We start from the raw sequence: 20,825 nt of genomic DNA, 5'->3' as shown, positions 1-20,825 counted from the left end.
GTCGTTGTTGTCTTGCGTGCTTCGCTCATGGGTATAGCCCTCCGTCAGTACCTTTACCGTCTCGACCGGAATTGGAGCCAAGTCCATTCCCCGAATTGGAGCCCAGGCCAGTGCCGCCGCCCATGCCGCCAACGCCAGCGGAACCTGTACCCAGACCTGCGCCAGTGCTGGTCGTGGTGGTTCCGGTGCTGGACGCGGAACTGCGGGAAGTACCCGCTACTGATGAAGTGCCTGCGTTGCTGATGCTGCCGACCGTTCCCGGCTCGCCGGTGCGCAGGCGATCGTTGAGCGCGCTTTGTTCGGAACCCTGCGCATCGAACGATGAGTCGTCACGAACGCTGGAGGACTCCGAGTAGCCGTAGTCGCCTTGGCTGGCGCGCTTGCCGGAGGCACGGGCAAAGCGAGTGAGCCCGAAACCGAGAGCGACACTGCCGGCGATGAACAGACCCGGATTGTTACGGGCCAGCCGGTTCACGTCCTGGAACAGCTCATCCACGCTTTTGCCACGCAAGTCATCGGAGAGCCTGACCATGCTCTGAGCCATGGTCGACACATAATTGGAAAGTCCCAGGCGGTCCTGTTCTTCCAGCTCGTGGGCTGCCGCCTTGGCGCTTTGTGCGACCTTTTCAAGCTCGTCGGCCGCTGTTTCGCGATAACCTTCCAGCTGGCTCTTGCCTCGGGTTTTCACCTCGTCGGCCGCTTGCCTGGCCTTCGCCTTGGCATCCTCGGCGATCTGGCCGGAGGTTGGACCGGATGTCGACTGGCTGCTGGTCGAGGTTGAAGTTGAGGTTGAAGCGGCGGAGTTGGGGCCGGTCTTGGGTTGGCCACCGTAACCGGTGATTTCTTCGTCGGGTGTCGTCATTTGGATTCACCTTTGTATGGCTTGGCCGTAAGACCACGGTCCGTAGGAACACAGTCGCAATGGCAACGGCGAGCTGCGTATTTAAGTGCGCACATATAAGGTGACCGGGCCCCTATTTTCGAGTTCCATTATTTCGAACCGCTCGAAGGGGCCAAACAATTTGCAAAATTACGGAACTAACGGCTGCATCTCTAACAACAGCGTTGATAGCAACTTGACGCATTATCGCTACGAGCCGCGTAGTTACTGCCATTAAGCGTAGCGCTGAGGCCATTAAGCGAAACGGCCAACGCTGCGATAATAACCTTCTGTTATTCAAGACAAACTTCCAGGACCAACGGCGAGCGAAACCGCAGCCGACGAGTTGCATGCTCTATTAGCCCAGCACCGCGGCGAGGCGCAAAAAAAAACGGGCCCGAGGGCCCGTTTCTTTATATATACCGGTCCGGTTACAGCGGGCCGATGGTGGAGCAGGTCTTCTTGGCCGAAGCGTACTTCTGCAGCGGGGCCAACTGAGGGCGGTACTTTCCGCTGGAGACGTCCAGCGCCATGATGTTTTCACCCCAGCGAGGACCGGCAGCCCAGTAGGTGCTCGGGATGCAATTCTCGGCCAGGTAAGCCAGCAGCTTGTCGGTAGCGACCACGGCGGACGGGGAGAAATCCGGAATGCCATGCTCACCCAGATAGCCGCGCAGCTTGTTGGCTTTCAACCACTCGACCCACGGCTTGACCCGCTCGACGCCCAGGTTCGGGGCGAAGGTTTCGGCGGTGTTGCGATAGGTACCCGAGAAGTCGCTGTCCAGGTACTGGTGCGCTTCGTAGACCAGGTTGTTCTTCGGATCACGCATCCACGGGTCGTTGATCAGCTGGGTGTTGTACTTCTGCCAATGGTAGGCGCTGGAGTAACGGTCACCGGCGATCATGATCCACTTGGTCGGATCGATCGTACGGATCGCTTGCCCGGCAGCCTGAGCAGTCTGCGGCCAGAGGTTGTTGCCGGTGTTGTACGGCTCGTTCATCAGACCATAGCCATACAGGGCCGGGTGCTTGGATACCTGTACCGCGATCTTGCGCCAGGTTTCGGCGAACTGAGCGCGCGGCACTTCAGGAGAGTTGATCACCTTGCCGTAATAGCGATAGTAGTTGTGCATATCAAGGATGACCTTGATGCCGTACTTCTGGGCGTAATCCAGCGACTGCTTGATGCGCGCCAGTTCAGCGGCGTCGAGTTCAGTGCCCAACTTGGGCTGGATGCGCTCCCAGAGGAAGCCCAGGCGCACCAGCTTGAAGCCAAGGCCGGCGTGACGCTTGTAGTAGGACTCGTCGGCGTAGGTATAGCCCTTGTTATAGATGCCCGGAACGTTCGCCGGGTCGAACACGCCCGAACCGAAGTTCACGCCGACCAGATCGATACCGCTGCCATCGCTGACCACCGGTGTGGTGGGTGCCGGAGCCGGTGCTGGCGTTGGCGCAGGGGCCGGTGCCGGTGCAGCGGGGCTGGTGGGCGCCGTCGTGCCGCCGGTGCTGGACACCACGCTGATGGTCTTCGGGTAACCCACCGCGCTGCCGGACAGTGTCGAGCCGGTCAGCATGATGGACAGGTGATCACCCACGTCATAGACGGCAGCGACCTGGCGAACCTGGCCATCAGCGAGTTTCACCGACGCACCGACCACGAAGGTGGATTTGTTGGCGCCCGTGTCGGGGATCGAGAAGCCGGCCGCCTTGCGGTAGATGCCATTGTCCCAGTCCGAGTTGGTGAAGCTGTTCAGCGCGGCGGAATAGGTCGTGCTGGGCGCGGGCGCGGTCGGTGCAGGAGCCGGAGCCGGAGTCGGAGTCGGAGCCGGCTGAGTGACGGCGGGCGACGTGGTGGTGCCAGTGCTGGTCACCACGCTGACGACTTTCGGGTAACCGACGGCGCTGCCAGACAACAACGAGCCACCCATCATGATCGAGAGGTTGGCGCCCGTATCGTAGACGGCGGTGATTTTACGCACCTGACCGTCCGCCAGCTTAGCCGACGCACCGACAACGAACGCAGCCTTGTTGGAGGCGGTATCGGGGATGGAGAAACCGGGCGAGCGACGATAGATCCCGCGATCCCAATCGGTGCTGGTGAAATTGTTCACAGCCACCGAGAGGGTGCTGCTCGGGGCGGGCGCTGTTGGGGTCGGAGCCGGAGCCGAGGTAGCCGGTGCTTCTACGGACGCCACCGCCGTGCTGACGGTATGCGGCGCGCCGACCTTGGCGCCATCGAGCAGGGCGCCGTCCACATAAATGCTGAGGTTGCTACCAACGACGTACACCTTGGTGATCTTGCGTACTTGGCCGTCGGCAAATTTGATCTGAACACCCGGTTTGAACGCAGCGATCGCGGCGGAGCTTGCCGGGACGGACAGCGCGGCAGTCCGGCGCCATACACCATTGAGGAAATCGTTGCTGGTGAAGGTATTAATCTTCGAGGTGAACGCGGCCGTCGAAGACGCGCTTACGGTGATGGCAGCAGCCGCTTCGCCAGTGAACACAACAGCGCCGAACAGGGCAGCAAGGGCGATGGAACGAGCGAGTGCGCGGGGGGCACCCGTCAATACGTTGATAGACATTCAGTCTCTCCGGAACTTAATACTTCAAAAGGCCGAAGCCTTTAAAAAAGTGGCGGGAGTTGTAATTAAGTCGTGCAGGCGCTTACTGGAGCAGGGGCATCATTCGCGCAACCGGACGAACCGCGTTGCAACGAACGCCGGACTACCAGTGGGTTAATCCGGCAATCCGTTGCGTGGCGCCTTTATAATAGGTTTATCGAAACACTCAAAATTTTTTTGACGGGTTTAGATCGCCAACTCTACGTCACATTTTTGACCGGCCATTAATCCGCTATTAGAACATGTCCAATTGCCATCAATCTTGATAGTGCTTCAGCCGCTTTAAAACGTTTCGCTAATAGCTCTTCGGCGTCATTTTTTTGAATTAACCGCGTCACAGAATCCAGATTCTGCTATGGATCTAGCCGACGAACGGTCAAAGCAAGGCAGCCCCGTTTCCGGTCCGCTTATAAGAGAGGAAGAGGTGTTTCCGCCTGCGTTATTCCTCGCAGCCCACCGACAGACTGGGGAATCGTTTATGGCGCAGCAGAAATTCAAGGTTGGCGACCATGTCCGCTGGAATTCAGAGGCAGGCCATGTGACGGGGCGCATCGTCCGGGTGCATACGCAGGACACCGACTATAAAGGTCACACGCGCCGAGCGAGTCCGGATGAACCGCAATACGAGATCGCGAGCGACAAGACAGATCACGTGGCGATGCACAAGGGAAGCGCGCTGAGCAAGATCGAATGACTGCCCACGAGCCGCCGCAGATCTGGACGATTGGCCATTCCACCCGCACGTCCGAGGCGTTCATCGCGATCCTGGAACACTTTGGCATTCAAGCCATCGCCGACGTCCGTCGCTTCCCGGGCTCGAAACGCTGGCCGCAGTTCGCCTCGGCAAACCTTGAGGCCGCGCTCAGCGAACGCGGAATTGCCTATGAGTGGATCGAGCAACTGGGTGGGAGGCGTCGGGCCGCACCGGGACCGAGCTCAAGCGGCTGGCGCAATGCATCGTTCCGGGGGTATGCCGAGCATGTGCGCAGCGAGGAGTTCGCCGCCGGGCTGCAGCGCCTGCTGCGCCTGGCCAGTGAGCGACGCACCGCGATGATGTGCGCCGAAGTGCTCTGGTGGCGCTGCCACCGCGCCCTTGTGTCGGATGTGCTGAAATTGCGCGGCGTGGAAGTGCTGCATATCCAGGACGAACAGCACCTGACAACTCATCCGTTTACCACACCGGCGAGGCTTGACGAGGATGGGTTGACCTATGACGAATCTGCCGGCGTGCCGCTGAAGACCTCCGTCACGCGATAAGCCCTCCCCTCGGTGGACGCCAGCCGTATCCGTTCCGGTATTCGCGCCGACTGCCTGCCTCGCCCATGATCCGGGTGCGCTGAACTTTCCAGCTTTTATCGCTTCCTATGAACCCAACAGCCGCCAAGTCGCGCGGGAACGAGACCCGTCGAGTCAGCCGTTTGGCCGATGCTCGGCGGCAATACTGAGCGCACGCTTGTCTAGCAGCTGCTCATCAGGGAGGAGAGCTCGATGTCAGACCTTTATCGAGTCGGCAAGCGCACCGTGGCCAAGCTATGGGTCACGGGTGATGCTTCGTCCAAGGTATTCAAAGGCATGGCTACGCTGGCGGTCGGTAATGGGCTGGCCAGGATCGTTGGCCTGGCCAGCATACCGATCCTCACGCGGATCTACGCCCCGGAGCACTTCGGGGCGCTTTCGGTATTCACCGCCCTGCTGCTGATCTTCACGCCACTTTTGACGTTGCGCTACGAACTGGCTGTGCCGCTGCCGCGCAGGGACGGCGCCGCCATGACACTGATGGCCATCTCGGTCTGCCTGGTCGTGGTGATGACTCTGGCCATGGCGGTGCTGCTCTGGTGGACAGGGCCCGCGCTGCTGAAGCTGGCCTCGGCCGAGGCACTGATCCCTTACGTCTGGATTCTGCTGGTCGCGCTGTTCAGCGCCGGGCTGTATGAGGTGTTGCTGATCTGGGCCGTACGGCGGCGCGCCTACCCGGCGATCGCGCGCACGCAGCTCCAGCAAAGTGCCGTGGGTTCAATTGCAAAGATTGCGTTGGGATTACTCGGACTGAAGCCGCTCGGGCTTCTGGCGGGCCAGGCGTTGGGCGCCGGCGCGGGGACGATGTCGCTGATTCGGCTGTTTGGGAAGGATGTCAGGGGCTATTGGCGGCATGTCACGCCCAAGCGGGCCTGGTGCATGTTGAGGTACTACCGGAGTTTTCCGATCTATCGGCTGCCGTCACAGCTGCTGCAGCTCTTTGCCAGCCAGGCACCGTTGCTCCTGACCGCCGCGCTCTACGATGCCCAGACCACGGGGCAACTTGGGTTGGCGATGATGACGCTGGCGTTGCCGATGAACCTGTTGGGTCACTCGACCAGCAAGGCGTACTACGCCGAAATCGCCACCATCGGGCGCAAACGCCCAGACGCTATCCGACGCGTGACCTACTCGGTGATCAAGCGGCTGCTGCTGCTCGCGCTCGCGCCGACGCTCTTGCTGCTGTTCTTCGGCGCCCCGCTGTTCGGGTTGATGTTCGGGGCCCAGTGGAGCCTCGCGGGGGAATTGGCCTCAGTACTGGCGCTCTACCTGCTGTTCCAGTTCATGCATGCTCCGGTATCCCACTTGTTGTCGGTGTTCGAGGGCCAACGGCTGCATCTGATGCTGAACCTGCAGCGAACTGCACTGACGATAGCCGCCTTCGCGGCCGGGTATGTCCTGGACCTGCCGATCAACACGGTGATAGGGCTCTACGCGATCGCCCTGTCAGCGCATTATCTGTTCAGCCTGCTGGTAACGCTGAGAGTGATTCCACGCGCGGCGGGATAACTTGCACCATGCAGCGAAGCCGCCCTTCCCTGGCGAGCTTGCTCAGCGGCGGTCAGGGTTCGCGCTTGAGCGCGTTCCAGCCGTCTACACGACGCGCGCCGGAAAAGACGTTGCGCGACAGGTAGAAGAAGAACAACGGAATGCCCACCGCGTAGCGCTTGAACAAGCGGCGCGGCTCGATGAGCATGCGGAACGCCCATTCCAGACCAAAGCGGCGGAACAGCATCGGCGCACGCGGGAAGCGCTGCGCCGAAAAGTCCAGGATCGCCCCGCCACAGATCAGCAACGCGCGGGTGTTCATCGCCTTCTGCAGATGCAGCGCGACATGCTCCTGCTTGGGCATACCCATCGCCAGCACGATGATCGGAAAGCGCCCCGGCACATGGTGCTGCCGGTAGAACTCCAGGTATTCCTCGGCCCGCTTGAAGCCATCGATCGCATGGAAGCGACGATCCCCGAAAAGCTTGCGTGCGCCATCGCTCAGCCACGGCTCGCGGGTGCCCATGGCAAACAGTTCATAGCGATCCTCGGAATCGCCGACCAGATCTTCGATCAGCTCAGGGATAAAGTCGGAGCCGTTCAGGTTGGCCTTGGGGTCGCGCCCATTGAACAGGCAGGCGATCTTGATACCGATACCGTCGCGCAGCAGGTAATTGACCTGCAGAAAACTGTCCAGCACCGACGTGTGGCGCTGCGCGATGTTGTACCCGTGCTGGTTGAGAAAGCCCAGAATGGTGGGCGACTCCCGCTTCTTCAGCTCGGAAATAAAAGGGCCTGTGTCCGTCTCATCCAATAGTTTCAGCTTCCCTATCAAAGGATCCATCCTTTTGGTGACGGGATTTTTCATAAGTAGCTTCTCTGTCTGCAAAACGAAATGTATGTCGGAACCTTGCGGCGCAGCACGCCTAGCGTCGTGTCACGCCCGCATGGAAGATTTGCCGGGAAAACTGAACAATGCCGGCCTGTGCCGGACAAACGAAGCAGCCGCCGTGGCGGCATCTTCCACATGAGCAATTGAGGTAGTCAGATGTTAGGGACACGCAGCGCTTCGAAACGATCAAAAGGAATACTCCTCGGACTCGCACTTGTGCTCGGGAGTGCCGCCAGCGAAGCAGAAAATATTGACCTGATCGGCCTGAATATCGGTGGCGCCGCGTTTTCTGGCAATGTGATACCAGGCAAATATAAAACAAATTATTTCTTCCCAGCCCCCGGCTATCTTTCGCAATGGAAGGCCAAAGGCATCAAGACCATTCGCTTCCCTATCATGTGGGAGCGTTTGCAACACGAGCTCAATGGTGAACTTGATGAAGACTATGCGCGGTTGATCGAGGAGACATTTGAACAAGCCGCCGATAACGACATTGGCGTCATCCTCGATATACACAACTATGCCCGCTACCAAAAGCAGCTCATCGGAACCGATGCCGTGCCGATATCCGCCTATGAAGATCTGCTCGAGCGTATTGCCAAGCGCTGGAAAGATCAGCGCGGACTTTACGCTTACGACATCATGAACGAACCGCACGGCGCCGATAAGTACTGGCCGGCCGCAGCGCAGGCGGGTATCGATGCCATCAGAAGGCACGATAAAGAACGCCCCTTGTTCATTGAAGGTAACTTCTGGTCCAGCAGTTATCGCTGGCCGAAATTCAATGATCCGCTGCTGCAATTGAAAGACCCCTCCGACAAGTTGATATTTTCCGCCCACCTCTACCTGGACAAACACGGTAGCGGACAATACAAGGAGCCGCTGGAGGATGACTTCGACACCATGCTGGGCGTCGAGCGCGTCAAGCCCTTTGTCGACTGGTTGATCAAGCACGGCAGACAAGGCCATATCGGCGAGTTTGGAATTCCCTCCGATGATCCACGCTTGCTCGAAGCGATGGATAATCTGCTGGCCTACCTGCAACAACACTGCATCCCCATGACGTATTGGGCAGCGGGTTCGTCCTGGGGCAAATACAAGCTATCCGTCGAACCGCAGGATGGTCGCGACCGACCCCAGTGGGCGGTTCTCGACAAGTACATCGGCCAGGGTAATTGCAGCCGCATCGGACCGATCCAGTAAGACGGTCCGTTACGGCCTTGAGCCGTCAGCCTTTCGAAGAGGGCGCCGCTGGCGCCCATTTGCTCAGCACCGATCTGGCCTTGCCGGCCAGCTTGGCCTTGAGGCTATAACTCTTGCGCAAGGCATTGGCCTTGAGGTTGTAGACCTGGCCCGGCACGTACATCTCGTTGGTCTCGATGCAGTACACCGGCTTGCCGCTGAGCCTCATGATTTCCACCGCCTGCTTGACCTCGCTTTCGACGAACAGGCGCGCCAGCGGTTGCTTGGCATAGACCTCCGCTTTGAACTTGTGATGTATGTTCAGCCGGCGGCGCTCCTCAGCCGTGGGCAGGTCTAGCATGTGCAACGTTCCATACTGCACGCCGTTGCGCGCCAACCACTCCTCCGTTTCGGCACGATATTTCTCGAGCCGGCTGGTCACCAGGTGCGCGACCTTGACCGAAGGCACGAATAACGAACGAGTGCCCGTGAGAAAGGCCCGGTAGTTCGGCCCGTCATCGTTCTCCTCGAGGGTCGGATCGACGCACAGCACGCCATCGATATCCAGACACGCCTGGGCGAGAAAGGGGTGGTGCATGATGTTCCATTCGAACACCCGCGGTTGTTCGACGAGCTCGAGATGCATGTCCACCAGGTGCCGATTGTGCCGTTCGGCGAACGCCGCCAAGGTCACCACGCTGCCTTGATAGGTCGCGCGCACCTGCTCCAGCGCTGCCTGCATCGACTTGGCCGACGAGATGCTGTCGTCGACCAGCAGGACCTTCTTCGCATCCATCGGCTTGAGCAGTTCGGCGTGCTTGTAGGTTCGGGTATGACCTTTCTTGAGGTCGTCGTTGCGCAAGAACGAATACAGATCCGTCAGTGGCAGGTTCTGTTTCAGTGCGATGATGCTGGCAACCAGCATCCCACTGCGCGGAATACCGATCACCAACTCGATATCATCTGGAATCTGGCTGGCGCACTCCGTGCTGAGCCGCGACAAGTCATTCAAGCTTCGGTAATTCATCGAACACTCCTGCACCCTGTTCCAAGGGCCCACTTGAAAAGGGAACCCTGCTATCCATCCTTTAACGCCCCAAGGACGCTCGTAATTGCTTGGTATGCGTATGCACGTAGTGCAATACATAAAGGGCGAACGCGTTAGGCTTCGAGAACTTCAGGAAGCGCGTTCTGATATCCATATCTTCTCGAATCGCTTCGAAGCGTCGCTTGTGCGAGACACCGCTGGTGTCGAAGATACAGAGCGGAAAAGACAATTGCAGGACATCACGCTGCAGATCCAGGCCCTGCAGGAATTCCAGCAACAAGCAGTAATCGGCGGACAACTTGTAGTCGAGCCGGAACTTGAACTGGCGAAGCCGCTCATTCTCGAAATACATGGTCTGATGGCTGGCCGGTAATCCCAGAGGCGCACGCTCGATTGACCGCGCACTGGTCCGCTTCAAAACACCACCGGCTTCCTGGCGATAGAAATCACCATAGATGAACTTCGGCTTGGTCGTCGCCTTCGAAAGTTCGTCGTTGATGCGCGCCAATACCGTCGGATCGGCGAGCGAATCGCCACTGTTGAGAAACAAGGTATAACCAGGCGTTTCGACGGCGCGCTGACGACCTTTATCCATCGCATCATAGATGCCCTTGTCCGGCTCGATGGTTATTTCGGCCTGACTGTCATCCAGATTGTTAAGCCACTCGCCACTGCCATCCTTGGATGCGCCATCGATCACGATCCAGCGAAAGTTACGGTAGGTCTGGTTGGCAAGACTCAGATAGGTTTCCTTCAGGCCAGCCAGATTATTCCAGTTTATAGTTACGATACTGAAACGGACCATAATTCACCTGTTCGAGATTGGCTATAAGAGGAGTATCCGCCGTCTGTAGCTTGGCGTAATAAAGGAAGAATGCGGCGGCCATGCCATAGACGTCGCCGGAGAATGTCAGTGCATTGGACAGGGCGATATTGAGCATGCTGACCACGAACGACAGTTGCAGCGCAGCCAGAAGACTGCCCTTGTTGGTGCACTGACGCATTATCCAGATGAAGCCGCCATAGAAGATCAGCGCGATGATCGGGGTCAGGAATCCATAGCGATAATAGACGCCGAAGATGCCCACATCAGCGAGATAGAAGTGCGAGTTATAGATCCGTGAAAACCCGCCTTGCCATTGCAGCGACAAGGCGCCCATACCGATGTAATCGTTAGCCCCGATCGCGTCGAGGATGATGGCCACGGTCGTGTCACGTACCCCGGGCGCAGATGTCGCGTCGAACAGCAAGGCGTCGAATCGGGCGTACTGCTCTTGGTAGAACTCGGGCACCAGCAGATAAGACACCACCAATATGATCAGGCCCAACGCGCTCATTTTCATCAGCGAGTCGATACGCTTGCGGAAAATCCACACCCCTGCCAACGCCCAGACAAGCATCGTCTGCCGGGTCTGCATGACCAGCCAGAGATAGGCGACGAAGTAGAGCAGGATCAACAGCCTGCCGAGCGTCACCCGCTCCTTCATGCTGTACATCACCATGAAGGCGGCCACCGTGACGAAGGGCGAGCCAATGCGGAAGCGGTTCGGCCGCAGCAGGTCCTCGTATTGGGTCCAGTCATCGACGGTGAAGGACGCCACCTTGTTCTGCGGAATGATCCCCAGGTAATAAGCGAAGCCCAAGGTGGCGCAGAACAGCGCGACGTACAGGAAGTACTTGCCCAGCTCTTCCTGGGTAGGGCCCGCTTTAAGCAGCAGGAACAGCGTGGGGAAGAACACCAGGTACTGGAAGAAGCGCCGCTCCTCCAGCAACCCATAGGCCAGCGGCTGGCCGAAGTTCAGGTTGGCCAGCACGGCGGATATCAGCGGCAGCAAGCAGCCCATGAAAATGATCCACAGGCTGGTCTTGGACTGATAAACCCACTTCCATGCTACGAACAGGCAGGCCGTGGCGGCGACCACCATCAGCAGGAACAGCTCCTGGAAATACGGAATCCCCGCCCGCTTGTCATCCGTCAGGAAGAAGCAGGTGGAATTCAGCAACAGCAGCATGAACAGCAGATTCTTGTACGCCAGAACTTTCCTTAACAAGCGCTTTCCCCATTCTCCAGGTGTAACGTGGCGAACACTGAACCGAACCGACGACCTGAATGGCGCCGGTGAGGCAATTCGCCACGACGTGGCGTCATGTGCCATGGATGGACAACAGCAGCGCCGAAAAAGTCCGCAGGCTTAAACCTTAGGCGGCGACGGCGACCAAACCCGCGGCACGACACGCGTCCTTGCGCGGTCGTGCGGCGGCGCACTGGCGCAATCGCCGATCAATGACGAGCCAGGTGCTGGTTTTCAACGAACCAGCGATAGGCGTCGCGCAGGCCGTCCTCCAGGCTGATGCTCGACTGCCAGCCGAGCGCCTTGAGGCGAGAGACGTCCATCAGCTTGCGCGGTGTACCGTCCGGCTTGGAGCTGTCGAAGATCAGCTCGCCCTGGTATTCGGTCACCCGGGCGATGGTTTCCGCCAATTCTCGAATGCTGCAATCGACGCCGGTGCCCACGTTGATATGCGACAGCATCGGCTGGGTATGGGCTCGGTAGAGCTGGTCGTCCAGCTCCATCACGTGCACGCAGGCCGCCGCCATATCGTCCACGTGCAGGAATTCGCGCTGCGGCTTGCCGCTGCCCCAGATCACCACCTGGTTGTCGCCACGCTGAGTCGCTTCGTGGAAGCGCTTGAGCAAGGCGGGCACCACGTGGCTGTTTTCCGGGTGGAAGTTGTCGTTGGGACCATAAAGGTTGGTCGGCATCACGCTGCGGTAGTCGCGGCCATACTGGCGGTTGTAGCTCTCGCACAGCTTGATGCCGGCGATCTTGGCCACCGCGTAGGGCTCGTTGGTCGGCTCCAGCACGCCGGTCACCAGCGCCTCTTCCTTCATCGGCTGCTCGGCGAACTTCGGATAGATGCACGATGAGCCGAGGAACAGCAGCTTCTGCACGTCGTTGCAGTGCGCGGCATGGATGATGTTCGCCTCGACCATCAGGTTCTGGTAGATGAACTCGGCCGGATAGGTGTTGTTGGCATGGATGCCACCGACCTTGGCGGACGCCATGTAAACCTGGTCGATCCGGTTCTCGGCGAAGAATGCGTTCACCGCGGCCTGGTCGACCAGGTCGAGCTCTTCACGCCCGCGGGTGATCAGATTGGTGTAGCCCAACGCCTGCAGGCGACGGACGATTGCCGAGCCCACCATGCCACGATGTCCCGCGACAAAAATACGTGCGTCACGATTCATGTTCAGTTCTCCACACTCACTGGAATATCAAAGCCGTGCTCTTTCAGCAGGGCGTGGCGCTGGGCGACCTTGAGGTCTTCACGGACCATCTCGGCGCACATTTCCTGCACCGTGATTTCCGGGGTCCAGCCGAGCCGCTCTTTGGCTCGGGTCGGATCGCCTAGCAAGGTTTCAACTTCAGCCGGCCGGAAGTAGCGCGGATCGATGCGGACGATCACATCGCCCACGTTGAGCGCCGGCGCCTTGTCCCCTTCGACGCTGGCGACGATGGCGCGTTCATCTACCCCACTGCCTTCGAAGCGCAACTGGACACCCAGCTCGGCGGCCGACCACTTGATGAACTCACGCACCGAGTACTGCACGCCGGTGGCGATGACGAAGTCCTCGGCCTGCTCCTGCTGCAGCATCATCCACTGCATGCGCACGTAATCCTTGGCGTGGCCCCAGTCGCGCAGCGCATCGAGGTTGCCCATGTGCAGGCATTTCTCCAGGCCCTGGGCGATGTTCGCCAGGCCGCGGGTGATCTTGCGGGTCACGAAGGTCTCGCCACGGCGTGGCGACTCGTGGTTGAACAGAATGCCGTTGCAGGCATACATGCCGTAGGACTCACGGTAGTTGACGGTGATCCAGTAGGCGTAAAGCTTGGCTACCGCGTAGGGCGAGCGCGGGTAGAAAGGCGTGGTCTCCTTCTGCGGAATCTCCTGGACCAAGCCATACAGCTCGGAGGTCGACGCCTGATAGAAGCGGGTCTTTTTCTCCAGGCCCAGCAGGCGGATGGCCTCCAGAATACGCAGCGTGCCCATGCCGTCGACATCGGCAGTGTACTCGGGCGACTCGAAGCTCACCGCGACATGGGACTGCGCGCCGAGGTTGTACACCTCATCGGGCTGCACTTCCTGGATGATGCGGGTCAGGTTGGACGAGTCGGTCAGGTCGCCGTAATGCAGAACGAAGTTCTGATTCTCGACATGATGGTCCTGATAGAGGTGATCGACCCGCTGCGTATTGAACAACGAGGCGCGGCGTTTGATGCCATGGACCTCATAGCCCTTTTCCAGCAGAAACTCAGCGAGGTAGGAACCGTCCTGGCCAGTAATCCCGGTGATCAGCGCGCGTTTCTTTTCCATTTCAGAGTACCTGTAGGTTCCAGATGACAAGAGGTGATGAGGCGAGACGACTGGCGGGGACTGGCGCTATCAGATGCCGGACACCCTTGGGTCGGTTCGGTCGATTGTTGGCAGTGGACGTTAACGAAGCATGACCGTCCCGCCCGTGGCGGACGTATGGACGGCTCATGCGAGCATTTCCTCGTACAGCGCCTGGTATTGGCGAGCGATGACCGGGCTGTCGAAGGTGCTGGTTATTTTGTCCCGCGCGTTGCGCGCGAGCGTCGGATAGTCGGCCTCGCCGGTGATCCACTCGACCCCCTCTGCGAGGCCCCGGGCTTCAAACGGTGCGGCCTTGTAGCCATCGTGCAGGTGGGTGACGATGTCTTTCGGCCCCGTCGCATCGAAGCACACTACAGGGGTGCCGCAGCCCATGGCCTCGGCCAGGGTCTTGCCGAAGGCTTCCATCAGGCTCGGCGCGATGAACACGTCCGCCGCCGAATACAGCAGGCGCAGCGAGATGCTGTCGTGCAGATAGCCGAACGAGGTGTAATCGAAACCCAGCCCATCGGCGATGGACTGGTCCAGCTTGCCGAAGAAGCACAAGTGGTACTTGGCCGGATCGAGGTGCTCGAGCATCTCGAGGTACTTGCCGAAGCCCTTGTAGGTGTCCTTGGCGCTGGTGCAGCCGGTGAGGATGATCTGCTTCTCGGTGTTCAAGCCGAGCAGCTGGCGTGCCAGCGTCTTGTCCAGCGGGAAGAACTCGCTGGCGTCGACATTGTTGTGAATGGTGCGCACGTCGAAGTCGCGAAACAGCTCGCTCTGCCGGGCCTGTTCGGAGACCCAGTCGCTGATGCCGATCATCTTCATCGACTTGGGCAAGTACTTGCGCTTGCGGTTGAGCACGAACCGCGACAGGTCCCGGTCGGATGTGCTGCCGAGCTGCTCGCAGCTGCCGCAGCCGGTGGTGAATCTTTCGCAGCCCATGGCGTAGTGGCAGCCGCCAGTCATCGGCCACATGTCCCGCATGGTCCAGACCACTGGCTTGCGCAGCTTGGCCAGGTGCTTGATATCGACGAAGCCGCCGTTGATCCAATGCAGGTGGATCACGTCAGCCTCGCGGCATTCGGCGCTGTCGGTGAAATCGGCGCCCATGACGCCCGCGCTGAACATGCCCGATGGGCGCCCGCGATACAGGCTGGCGAATGCCTGGTCGGCCTGGCTGCGGGCAATGCTGATGATCTTGTCCTTCTTGCTGCGGCTGACCGACACCACCGAGGTGTCGCCATGGGTGACCTGGCTATTGGTATAAACGCGCGAATCGACTCCCAGCGAGCGCAAGCCCTGGTGCAGCCAGTAGGCACCGCGTGCGGCGCCACCGGTCAGCTCGCCGGCAACCAGATGTAAAACCTTCATATCAATCAACACTCTCTTGCGGGTGCAGGGTTTCGCGGCGCAGCGCCGCGTACCACCGCCGCGACGCGATCAGCACGATCGCGATCAACGAGGAATAAATGACGATGCTGGCGACGGCGAACGCCTGCACCGTGGCCAGCGCATTGCCGAGCAGCAACGCACCGCCGAACAGCGACATCACACGCAGGCTGGTGCTGAAAATTTCGAACAGCAGGAAGCGGCCTTGCAGCGAAAGCGCCGGTACCGCTACCACACAGGGCCGCGAGACGAAGATCACGTACTCGGCCAAGGCCAACCAACGGGCATACTCACCGGCCACGTGCCATTGCTCGCCGAACACCAGCGCGAACAACCAGGGCCCGATGACGGCAACCAGCGTGAATGGCACCAGACCGACCAATCCCAGCGCGGCGGTGGCTTTGAGCAGCATCGCCGCAACCGGCTCGCGGTCATGGATGGCGCGGCTGATGCGCGGGTAATAGACATCGGCAACCGATTTGCCGATCAGGTTGGTCGGCATCGTCAACGCCTGTTTGCACAGGGCGAAGAACCCGGCCGCGGCCGGGCCGAAATAGGCGGCCAGCACCAGCGTCGGCAGGTGCTGCGATACCGCGTTGATCAGCATGACCGGCGCGCGATACTTGGGAAAATCGCTGTGCCGACGCGCCAGTTCGAGCATGCCCGGGCTGACCTGCTCGGCTTCATCGCGGTGGTTGTCCGCATGCGGCTTCGCCCGCAGCATGGCCAACCCCAGCATGGCCGCATGCAACGCCTGCTGCAGCGCGGTGGTGCAGACCAGTACCAGTGCCGAGGACTGCAGCAGGCCGGCAACGGTGCGCATCGTGTTGAACAGCAGCGAATGACCCACCGCCACGCTGGCGGTAATGCGGAAACGCTGGGTCCGGAACAGCCATTGCTGGCAGATCTCCAGCGCCGCGCCGCAGAACATCACGAACGGGATGAGCATCAGGTAGGGCTGGATGATGCTGATGTCCGCCATGCCCGCCAGCCGCTCGCCGAACAGCTGCAGCGCGAGGGCAACCAGGGACGCCAGCACCAACGCCGTCAACAGCGCCAGGCGTACCAATCCACGCGCATCGCCATCGCGCTTGGGCAGCACGATGGCGATCGGGTAGGTCAGCGCAGCGACCGGGATCAGCATCATGGTCACGCTGAGGAAGGTGCCCAGCACACCATAGGCCTCCGGCCCGTAGATGCGGGTGATCACCGGCATGAAGGCCAGGGTGATCGCCTGGGCACCGGCGGTACCGGACACCACGGTGACGATGTTACGCAGCAGCTTGCTGCGCAGGCTGCCGTGCCACAGCGCGGCCAGGCGCTCCCGCATGGGGGAGGCGCTGCGCGACATGCCGGACTGCTCGATGGCGCTCACTCGCCGCTCCTCGCTCAGGCCTGGACCGGCTGGCGACCGACGCCGTAGTAGCTGAAGCCTTCGCGCTTGACCTGTTCGCGGTCGTACTGGTTACGTCCATCGATGATCAGTGGCGTGTTCAGCAGGCGTTTCAGGGCACGGAAATCCGGGCGGCGGAACGGCTTCCACTCGGTGACCAGGCACAGCGCGTCGGCATCGATCGCCGCCTCGTACTGGCCCTCGACGATCTGCAGGCGGCCGTCAGCGAACCAGGCGTCCGGAAACTCGCGGCGCGCGGTCTCGCGAGCCACCGGGTCGAACGCACGCACCTTGGCGCCCGCATTGATCAGGCTGTTGATCAGCACCACGCTCGGCGCTTCGCGCATGTCGTCGGTGCCGGGCTTGAACGCCAGCCCCCAGACGGCGAAGGTTCGGCCTTCGAGGTTGCCGTTGAAGTGCGTGGAGATCTTGTTGAACAACGAATGCTTCTGCTGATCGTTGCGCGCTTCCACCGCCTGCAGCAGCTTGGGCTCGAAATCGTTCTGGTGGGCGATGTTGATCAGCGCCTTGACGTCTTTCGGGAAGCAGGAGCCGCCGTAACCACAGCCGGCATAGATGAAGTGGTAGCCGATGCGCTCGTCAGAACCGATGCCCAGGCGCACATTCTCCACGTCCACATCGAGCCGCTCGCAGAGGCTGGCGATCTCGTTCATGAAGGAGATTTTCGTCGCCAGCATGGCATTGGCGGCGTACTTGGTCATTTCCGCGTCGCGAATGCCCATGAACATGGTCCGCGGACGGTTACGGATGAACGGCGCGTAGAGCGCGCTCATCACTTGGCGGGCGTGCTCGTTGTCGGCACCGATGACGATACGGTCGGGGTGCATGAAGTCATCGACCGCCGCCCCTTCCTTGAGAAATTCCGGGTTCGACACCACCGAGAACTCGATGTCGACGCCGCGCGCCTCGAGACGCTCGGTTATGGCCGCGCGCACCAGATCCGCGGTGCCGACCGGCACGGTCGACTTGTTCACCACGATGGCCGGCGCGTTCAGCGTATCGCCGATCTGACGGGCCACTTCCAGGACATAGCGCAGGTCCGCTGAACCGTCTTCACCTGGCGGCGTACCGACGGCAATGAAGAACACTTCGGACTGCTCGACCGCCTCGCTCAGTGACGTCGTGAAATGCAGGCGACCGGCCGTATGGTTTTCCGTGACGATCTCTTCGAGACCCGGCTCGTAGATAGGCAGAATGCCCTGCTTGAGATTTTCGATCTTGGATTTGTCGACATCGACGCAGTAGACCGTGTTGCCCATTTCCGCGATGCAGGCACCGGTAACCAGACCGACGTAGCCGCTTCCAACGACGGTGATGTTCATAGCAGGATCCTCGATTTAGACATTTAAACGGGCGTGCCTCGGCGCAACCCTGGCGGGGGCCGTTGGCGCTATTCGCTTGCTGGGCAGTGTCAATCCGGGCCGGCATCCGCGTAGGCGGCGTCCGGCCCGGCAAGGGACAGTACGAGCCGGATCAGACCGTTTGCTGCTCGCTATACCCGTAGTGGTCGTAGTAGCCACGGAACTGACCGTTCTTCTTGGCCTTCTCGATGTCGACGTGGTTGAGCACCACCCCGATGACCGGCGCGCTGCTGTTCTGCAGCTGATTGACGCCCTTCTGCACGTGCGGAATCAAGGTGCTGTCGGACTTGACGACGTAGATCACCGCATCGGCGAGCGTCGAGAGGACGGCCGCATCACTGACCGCCTGGCTCGGTGGCGAGTCGATGATGATGCGGTCATAACGGCCCTTGACCACCTCGAGCAGCTTGGCGAAGCGTGGCGAAGACAGCAGTTCCAGCGGATTGGACGGCACCGCACCGGCGGCGATCATGTCGACGTTGCCAACGCTGTGGATGCACTCTTCGAGCTTGGCGTTGCCGCCGATGAGGTTGACCAGGCCAGGGGTGCCCGGCTTGAAGTCGAACGACTTGTCGAGGGTTGCGCGACGCAGGTCGGCGTCGATCAGCAGGACGCGATGCAGCTGGCCCATGGCGAACGCCAGGTTGGCCGACACCGAACTCTTGCCCTCGTCCGGCGCCGTGGAGGTCACCACCAGTACCTGGCGCGGCTGGCTGGCTTCGCTCAGCAGCAGGTTGGTGCGGATGGTCCGCACGGCTTCGCAGAAACGCTTGTCGCTGCTGCGCTCGAACAGATGGCTGACGTCCTTGCGCAGCTTGCGCGGCACCTGCGGAACGATGCCCATGACCGGCAGGCCGAGCTTGTTCTCGACTTCCTCGGAGCTCTTGAAGGTGTTGTCCAGGATCTCGCGGATGATCGCCTGGGCGACGCCGAGCACCAGCGCCAGGAACAGCGCCACCACCAGGATCAGCTTCTTGTTCGGCGCACTGGGCTCGGTCGGCGGGATGGCCGAATCGACCACCCGAGCGTTGGTGGAGCTCAGGTCGGAAGTCGCCGTGGTCTCCTGCAGACGGGTCATGAAGGTGTCATACAGCGCACGGTCGCTCTCGACCTGGCGCTGCAGATCACGCACCTTGAATTCCTTGCGGGAGATGTCCTGGATGCGGCTCTTGTTCTCGTCGAACGAGGAGCGCAGCGAGTTCTCATTGGCCACGGCCAGTTGATAGTTGCGCTCGATGCTCGCAACCACCTGCTCGACTTGTTGCTTGAGGCTGGCGGTGGCGGCATTCAGATCGGAACGCGCCGACACCATCGCCGGGTGGCGATCACCATAGCGACGCGACAGATCTTCCACCCGCGAACGGGCATGCGCCTGGTCGGCCTTGAACTGTTGGATCAGCGGATGCCCCAGCACCGCCGGCACGCTGGCAAGACGCTGCCAGCCCTGGCTGCGCATCGACTCGACCTGGCGATACTGGCTCTCGGCCTCGGCACGCTGACGGCGTGCATCGATCATCCGGTCGCCGGTCAGCGACAGCTCGCTGGCGCTGATGGTGCCGACACCGTTCAGGTCGACCAGCCCCTCGGCATCGAGATAGGCCTGAAGCTTGTCTTCGGAGTCCTGCAGGTTCTGCCGCAGGGACACCAGGCGGTCGTTCATCCAGCTGGCAGCGGTCATCGACATGTCGACCTTGGCCTCCAGCTGCGCTTCGATGTAGGCCTGGGCCAGCTGATTGGTCGCTTGCGCGGCGGTCATGCGATCAGCCATGGCGATCGACAGATAGACCAGCTGGCTCTTGCCCTCCACCCATACCGACGTGCGCTCCATCAGCGACTGGGTGGCGAAGTCGAGAATCTCGGCTTCGGTCGGTGGCGTAGGCTCTTCGCCGGTCAGCGAATCGATCATGCCGCCGATATCCAGCAAGGGGCCTGGCTGCTGCCGCAGGTCGAACTCGGGGTGTTTGGTCAGATCGAGATCGCGCACCACGCGCTCGGCAACGCCACGGCTCTGCATCAGGCTGAGCTGGGTTTGCAGGTATTCACTGAGTTCCACCGGGGTATCCGCCGCCGGTTGGAACGACAGCACGGGTGTGCCCTTGGTCTCGATCAGCACCGAAGCCACGGCTTTGTAGATCGGCGTCATCCGTGCCAGCAGGAAGACTGTCAGCAGCGCAACGACACCCACCAACAGGACGATGCCCCATTTGCGTGACCAGATGGCATGCCAGATTTTCTTCAGGTCGATGAAGTCACTGTCGGTAGCAGGCCCTACGGGACGCTGCCAGGGTCGATCCGGGCGAACTGGGCTGTTCATCAGAAGAATCCTTCGTCGATATTGATCGTGTCGCCGGGGCGAACCTGAGTGTCCATGGTGGCCTTCTCTTCGGCGCGGCTACCTTCGGATCCCCGCACGATGGTCATGCGCTTGGTCGAGGCGCGCTCGGTCAGGCCACCGGCCAGGGCGATCGCGCGATCCAGGGTAAGACCGGGCTGGTAGGGATAACCGCCGGGCAGCTTGACCTCGCCGGAGATGTAGAACTCCCGGTAGTTGACCACCGAGACCGACACCCGCGGATCGATCAGGTAACCGTCCTTGAGCTTCTCGACCAGCACGTTACGGACCTCACCGGGCGTCTTGCCGTTGGCGTCGACTTCGCCGATGAAGGGGAAGGTGAAGGTGCCCGCGTCGGTCAGGCGTACCTCTTCGAACGAGAGGTCGGGTTCGCCGTGGACGCTGATGCGGATCACGTCGCCCGAGCCCAGCTTGTACTGCGCGGCGCTGGCGGTTGCACTGAACGCCAGCAGCAACAGCACGGACAGAAATTTGAAGATGTTCGGGATGCGCATGTT

At 60.6% G+C, this 20,825-nt stretch carries 17 protein-coding genes; 4 read left to right on the top strand and 13 right to left on the bottom strand.

The annotated features are described in order from the left end of the window. Positions 1–25 precede the first annotated feature (25 nt). Together KVO92_RS17015 and KVO92_RS17010 are read right to left on the bottom strand one after the other, a co-directional pair. Entirely contained in the window at positions 26–862 is an 837-nt protein-coding gene (locus tag KVO92_RS17015) for a hypothetical protein (protein ID WP_217476718.1), read from the bottom strand. A gap of 449 nt (positions 863–1,311) precedes the next feature. Then, on the bottom strand, positions 1,312–3,465 hold the full coding sequence (locus KVO92_RS17010; protein WP_217476717.1) for a glycoside hydrolase family 5 protein: 2,154 nt from the start codon (positions 3,463–3,465) through the stop codon (positions 1,312–1,314). A 517-nt stretch (positions 3,466–3,982) separates the two neighbouring features. Between KVO92_RS17010 and KVO92_RS17005 the strand changes: the two genes are divergently transcribed. From KVO92_RS17005 to KVO92_RS16995, 3 genes are all read left to right on the top strand, one after another. Beyond that, on the top strand, positions 3,983–4,198 hold the full coding sequence (locus KVO92_RS17005) for a DUF2945 domain-containing protein (RefSeq protein ID WP_217476716.1): 216 nt from the start codon (positions 3,983–3,985) through the stop codon (positions 4,196–4,198). After that, complete coding sequence (locus KVO92_RS17000) at positions 4,195–4,761, top strand: DUF488 family protein (RefSeq protein ID WP_217476715.1); 567 nt, start codon at positions 4,195–4,197, stop codon at positions 4,759–4,761. The genes KVO92_RS17005 and KVO92_RS17000 overlap by 4 nt, the downstream gene beginning before the upstream one ends. Before the next feature lie 231 nt (positions 4,762–4,992). Continuing rightward, positions 4,993–6,309, top strand: a complete 1,317-nt coding sequence (locus KVO92_RS16995) for a lipopolysaccharide biosynthesis protein (RefSeq protein ID WP_217476714.1) — start codon at positions 4,993–4,995, stop codon at positions 6,307–6,309. A 52-nt stretch (positions 6,310–6,361) separates the two neighbouring features. On the opposite strand, the gene KVO92_RS16990 is transcribed toward KVO92_RS16995, so the two are convergent. Beyond that, positions 6,362–7,132: a WecB/TagA/CpsF family glycosyltransferase gene (locus tag KVO92_RS16990; RefSeq protein WP_217477286.1), complete on the bottom strand. Its 771-nt coding sequence runs from the start codon at positions 7,130–7,132 to the stop codon at positions 6,362–6,364. Positions 7,133–7,336: 204 nt separating this feature from the next. Here KVO92_RS16990 and KVO92_RS16985 point away from each other — a divergent pair, with 204 nt between their 5' ends. After that, positions 7,337–8,383: a glycoside hydrolase family 5 protein gene (locus tag KVO92_RS16985; protein WP_217476713.1), complete on the top strand. Its 1,047-nt coding sequence runs from the start codon at positions 7,337–7,339 to the stop codon at positions 8,381–8,383. 25 nt (positions 8,384–8,408) lie between these two features. On the opposite strand, the gene KVO92_RS16980 is transcribed toward KVO92_RS16985, so the two are convergent. The 10 genes from KVO92_RS16980 to KVO92_RS16935 form a co-directional block, all read right to left on the bottom strand. Beyond that, positions 8,409–9,389, bottom strand: a complete 981-nt coding sequence (locus KVO92_RS16980) for a phosphoribosyltransferase family protein (protein ID WP_217476712.1) — start codon at positions 9,387–9,389, stop codon at positions 8,409–8,411. A gap of 61 nt (positions 9,390–9,450) precedes the next feature. Then, on the bottom strand, positions 9,451–10,215 hold the full coding sequence (locus tag KVO92_RS16975; protein ID WP_217476711.1) for a glycosyltransferase: 765 nt from the start codon (positions 10,213–10,215) through the stop codon (positions 9,451–9,453). After that, entirely contained in the window at positions 10,178–11,461 is a 1,284-nt protein-coding gene (locus KVO92_RS16970; RefSeq protein WP_254621463.1) for a hypothetical protein, read from the bottom strand. Before KVO92_RS16970 ends, KVO92_RS16975 begins: the two co-directional genes overlap by 38 nt. A gap of 230 nt (positions 11,462–11,691) precedes the next feature. After that, the gene (gene fcl, locus KVO92_RS16965; protein WP_217476710.1) at positions 11,692–12,660 is read right to left on the bottom strand and encodes a GDP-L-fucose synthase; all 969 of its coding nucleotides are present in this window, start codon (positions 12,658–12,660) and stop codon (positions 11,692–11,694) included. Between the two features lie 2 nt (positions 12,661–12,662). Beyond that, the gene (gene gmd, locus KVO92_RS16960) at positions 12,663–13,787 is read right to left on the bottom strand and encodes a GDP-mannose 4,6-dehydratase (protein WP_217476709.1); all 1,125 of its coding nucleotides are present in this window, start codon (positions 13,785–13,787) and stop codon (positions 12,663–12,665) included. A 165-nt stretch (positions 13,788–13,952) separates the two neighbouring features. Beyond that, on the bottom strand, positions 13,953–15,182 hold the full coding sequence (locus KVO92_RS16955; protein WP_217476708.1) for a glycosyltransferase family 4 protein: 1,230 nt from the start codon (positions 15,180–15,182) through the stop codon (positions 13,953–13,955). 1 nt (position 15,183) lies between these two features. After that, the gene (locus KVO92_RS16950) at positions 15,184–16,575 is read right to left on the bottom strand and encodes a lipopolysaccharide biosynthesis protein (protein WP_217476707.1); all 1,392 of its coding nucleotides are present in this window, start codon (positions 16,573–16,575) and stop codon (positions 15,184–15,186) included. A 14-nt stretch (positions 16,576–16,589) separates the two neighbouring features. Then, complete coding sequence (locus tag KVO92_RS16945; protein WP_217476706.1) at positions 16,590–17,936, bottom strand: UDP-glucose dehydrogenase family protein; 1,347 nt, start codon at positions 17,934–17,936, stop codon at positions 16,590–16,592. A 151-nt stretch (positions 17,937–18,087) separates the two neighbouring features. Further along, complete coding sequence (locus KVO92_RS16940) at positions 18,088–20,289, bottom strand: GumC family protein (RefSeq protein WP_217476705.1); 2,202 nt, start codon at positions 20,287–20,289, stop codon at positions 18,088–18,090. Further along, positions 20,289–20,822, bottom strand: coding sequence for a polysaccharide biosynthesis/export family protein (locus KVO92_RS16935; RefSeq protein ID WP_217476704.1), 534 nt, complete (start codon positions 20,820–20,822; stop codon positions 20,289–20,291). The genes KVO92_RS16940 and KVO92_RS16935 overlap by 1 nt, the downstream gene beginning before the upstream one ends. Positions 20,823–20,825 lie beyond the last annotated feature (3 nt).

The organism is Stutzerimonas stutzeri (assembly GCF_019090095.1).
Lineage (GTDB): Bacteria > Pseudomonadota > Gammaproteobacteria > Pseudomonadales > Pseudomonadaceae > Stutzerimonas > Stutzerimonas stutzeri_AN.
Note: the sequence above shows the minus strand (reverse complement) of the source record. Positions and strands in the feature narration are given on the sequence as shown.

Coding starts and splice junctions, on each gene's coding strand:
- KVO92_RS17015 (WP_217476718.1), bottom strand. CDS start 862: ATGACGACACCCGACGAAGAAATCACCGGTTACGGTGGCCAACCCAAG.
- KVO92_RS17010 (WP_217476717.1), bottom strand. CDS start 3,465: ATGTCTATCAACGTATTGACGGGTGCCCCCCGCGCACTCGCTCGTTCC.
- KVO92_RS17005 (WP_217476716.1), top strand. CDS start 3,983: ATGGCGCAGCAGAAATTCAAGGTTGGCGACCATGTCCGCTGGAATTCA.
- KVO92_RS17000 (WP_217476715.1), top strand. CDS start 4,195: ATGACTGCCCACGAGCCGCCGCAGATCTGGACGATTGGCCATTCCACC.
- KVO92_RS16995 (WP_217476714.1), top strand. CDS start 4,993: ATGTCAGACCTTTATCGAGTCGGCAAGCGCACCGTGGCCAAGCTATGG.
- KVO92_RS16990 (WP_217477286.1), bottom strand. CDS start 7,132: ATGGATCCTTTGATAGGGAAGCTGAAACTATTGGATGAGACGGACACA.
- KVO92_RS16985 (WP_217476713.1), top strand. CDS start 7,337: ATGTTAGGGACACGCAGCGCTTCGAAACGATCAAAAGGAATACTCCTC.
- KVO92_RS16980 (WP_217476712.1), bottom strand. CDS start 9,389: ATGAATTACCGAAGCTTGAATGACTTGTCGCGGCTCAGCACGGAGTGC.
- KVO92_RS16975 (WP_217476711.1), bottom strand. CDS start 10,215: ATGGTCCGTTTCAGTATCGTAACTATAAACTGGAATAATCTGGCTGGC.
- fcl (WP_217476710.1), bottom strand. CDS start 12,660: ATGAATCGTGACGCACGTATTTTTGTCGCGGGACATCGTGGCATGGTG.
- gmd (WP_217476709.1), bottom strand. CDS start 13,787: ATGGAAAAGAAACGCGCGCTGATCACCGGGATTACTGGCCAGGACGGT.
- KVO92_RS16955 (WP_217476708.1), bottom strand. CDS start 15,182: ATGAAGGTTTTACATCTGGTTGCCGGCGAGCTGACCGGTGGCGCCGCA.
- KVO92_RS16945 (WP_217476706.1), bottom strand. CDS start 17,936: ATGAACATCACCGTCGTTGGAAGCGGCTACGTCGGTCTGGTTACCGGT.
- KVO92_RS16940 (WP_217476705.1), bottom strand. CDS start 20,289: ATGAACAGCCCAGTTCGCCCGGATCGACCCTGGCAGCGTCCCGTAGGG.
- KVO92_RS16935 (WP_217476704.1), bottom strand. CDS start 20,822: ATGCGCATCCCGAACATCTTCAAATTTCTGTCCGTGCTGTTGCTGCTG.